This window comes from Xylanibacter sp., assembly GCF_057607445.1.
The window spans coordinates 1-2,743 of sequence record NZ_DBLZAX010000037.1 but is presented as its reverse complement, the minus strand read 5'-3'; the positions used below and the strand labels follow the sequence as shown (position 1 = coordinate 2,743).

Annotated in this window: 3 protein-coding genes; all 3 read right to left on the bottom strand. The window is 44.0% G+C overall.

Annotated features, from left to right (window positions below; translation table 11 throughout):
* Positions 1-329: 329 nt before the first annotated feature.
* A complete protein-coding gene (gene tnpC / locus ACZMIG_RS14615; protein ID WP_487889754.1) occupies positions 330-1,919 on the bottom strand; it encodes an IS66 family transposase in 1,590 nt (529 codons plus the stop codon).
* An 82-nt stretch (positions 1,920-2,001) separates the two neighbouring features.
* Positions 2,002-2,349: an IS66 family insertion sequence element accessory protein TnpB gene (gene tnpB / locus ACZMIG_RS14610; protein WP_487889753.1), complete on the bottom strand. Its 348-nt coding sequence runs from the start codon at positions 2,347-2,349 to the stop codon at positions 2,002-2,004.
* A 4-nt stretch (positions 2,350-2,353) separates the two neighbouring features.
* On the bottom strand, positions 2,354-2,683 hold the full coding sequence (locus ACZMIG_RS14605) for an IS66 family insertion sequence element accessory protein TnpA (protein ID WP_487889752.1): 330 nt from the start codon (positions 2,681-2,683) through the stop codon (positions 2,354-2,356).
* Between the last annotated feature and the right edge of the window lie 60 nt (positions 2,684-2,743).

Here is a 2,743-nt window from a genome sequence, read left to right as displayed (position 1 = left end):
CCCCTCCTAAAAAGGATAAAGAAAAATAAGCATAAAAAAACCGGGAATCAACATAGATTCCCGGAAAAAAAGATCTTGCCTTTCACATAGCCTTGGCTTTGGTTAGGCGTCTTTTTTTAGGTGTTAAGGTCTGGTATCCGCTTCTCCACTATGGAGATATTGTCATGTCGCAAACGTAAGTATTTAATTTGAGACCACAAAACAAATCTGACAAAATATGATTTTATTTGTCAATTTTATTTATTTCAACCGTTTAAACATTCCTGATGACTCGTTTGCCTTAGATTACCTCCATGTTCAATGATCGTTGTTTTAATATGTTCCGGTTATCAATTGGCCTGTTTGCGTATGTCTGATATTGTAGCTTCAGGATGTGAGAGTATCCACCTATGAGGTAGTATCTCTACCAGTTCCTTTTCCGAAGCCTTTTCCATATACGGCATTCTGGCAATAATATCGTTTAGATAGGTTCTGGGATTTACATGGTGGTTCCGACAAGTAGCCAACAAAGATGTAACAACGCACATGTTTTCTGCCGCCTCATGGTTCCCGCAGAAGAGGTAATTCTTACGTCCGAGTGTAATGGGGCGTATCTCATTCTCCGCAAGATTATTGTCAAGCAGCAGTCTTCCGTCATCAAGTACGTGCATCATATTATTCCATCGGGTATAAGCATAACTGACAGCCTTCCCTATCAATGTGCTTTGACTGTAACACAGGCCTTCAGTTTCCATCCACTTGTACATTTCCTCCATCAGCGGTTTGGAACGAGCCAGCCTTTCCAATTTGCGCTGGTCAGGAGTCATTCCCTTCTTGTCACATTCATGCTCTATGTGGTAAAGCTCCTGTATTTTGCAAAGGAACCATGAGGCAGGCTTGCGGTTCTCTTCAAGCGCCTGCTCAAAATAACGGCGTATATGTACAAGACAGTTCACAAGGGTCACGCCAAAGCCCGGCTTATACACGGCTGTATAGCCAGAAAAACCGTCACATTGCAGATAGCCCTTAAAATTGTATTTGTCCGTAAGATCCTTGATGACTTCTCCGGATCTGGATCCTTCCTCATAGAAAAAGGCTACAAGTTTCTCTGTCACGGCACGTATCATCCAGACATATTCACGGTCCGTAGCATGCTTTTCAGGATTGATTACATTCGTGGTTGTCTCATCTGCCTGGCAGTAGTCACTTTTCAGTATTTCTTTTACCAAGGCAGTGTGCAGAGGACGGAGCAGTTCCATCGAACGTTTGAACCACCCGGTAATGGTCGCTTCCTTCAACCCGTTCATGCCCAGATGCGCCAGCTGCTTGATCTGGCGGTAGAACGGCATGTGGTATTCATATTTCTGCAGGAGGATTTCGGCCAGAAGACTTGCTCCGGGAACGCCTTTATATATGGGGAACAAAGGCATGGGGGCAATAAGTACACCCTTGCCCCTCTCTACAATTTCTGCGGGATTAATAAGACCATATTTGGGACGTACATGGGCGACACGGTATAGTTTGCCCGGCTTGTGTTCCACTACATACGTGATTTCTTCCCCAATTCTGCGGTAACGTTCCAGGTCTACGTTTTCCGGTTCATGGACGACTGTTTCCATCACGGGAAGATTCTCCCAGTTTTCTCTGCTTCTGTGCCGGCCCTGGCGTGATATGACGGCACGTTCGTTTTTTTCCTCTATTCCATCTTCCTCCATACTGGTGGATGATGGGCACTCCTCCGTGTTGTCAAACAGAGTGAGTTGTCCATCAAGCATCATCCTTTTCTCGCTACTGCGTCCGAACATGCGACGTTGGAACCAGGCAAGTTGGGCGGTAAGCTCCTTGATACGCACGGACATTTCCTCTATCTGGCGCGCCTGCTGCTCATTGGTTTTTATCAATGAGTCAATGGTCATATGCAAGATTTCCTCTGGGGCCATATCCATTTTTGATTTAAGTAAAGATACTAAGATTCAAGAACGTATGCAAATTTTAGGGCATAAATATCATAAGAAATCTCATCTATACATGGTATTCCGTACGTTCTGCCCGTAATCTGCGAAGGCGGGCTGATGGATCTTCCCGGATACCTTCTACCATGACTACCAGGTCACGCCATTCCATCGGGTAGCACCTGCTTTGCGGGTCATATTGGGGCAACTTGAACCTTCCGGCTTCAAGCCGTTTTACGTACATGACCATACCGCCATCCTCTGCATGGAGCAGTTTCATGAGTTTTCGGCTGTGACTGATAAAAATAAACACATCACCATTCAGTATGTTGGCACACATCTTCTCTTTGACTACGCCTACCAGGGAGTTTATTCCTTTACGCATGTCCGTGTATCCCGGACACAGGTGATAACGCATTGTATCATTCAGACAGAACATGGCTTAAACTTTTATTTAGTACTTCCATTAAAACTTGTTCACTGCCACGACCGAAATGGGCTCGGAGTCCATTAGGAAATGCCAAGACAACACCGGTTGCATCAACTTTCTCTAAAGTTGAATGCCTTCCAGCAACTTCCGCATCATTTATAGATATCGGTGCTATAGGTAAATTCTCTTCGCTGGATGTAAATTTATTACGCCAATAGTTATAAGTGGAATAAGGAACGCCATGTTCTGCTAAAATTAACTTTAACCGTTTCCCGCCAGATAATACTTCTGATTGTTTCTCTAAATACTCTTGTTTTGTCATAAGTAAAAAAGTTATAGTTGTTGCAAGATTACAATGGCAAAATTACAGCACAACTATAAC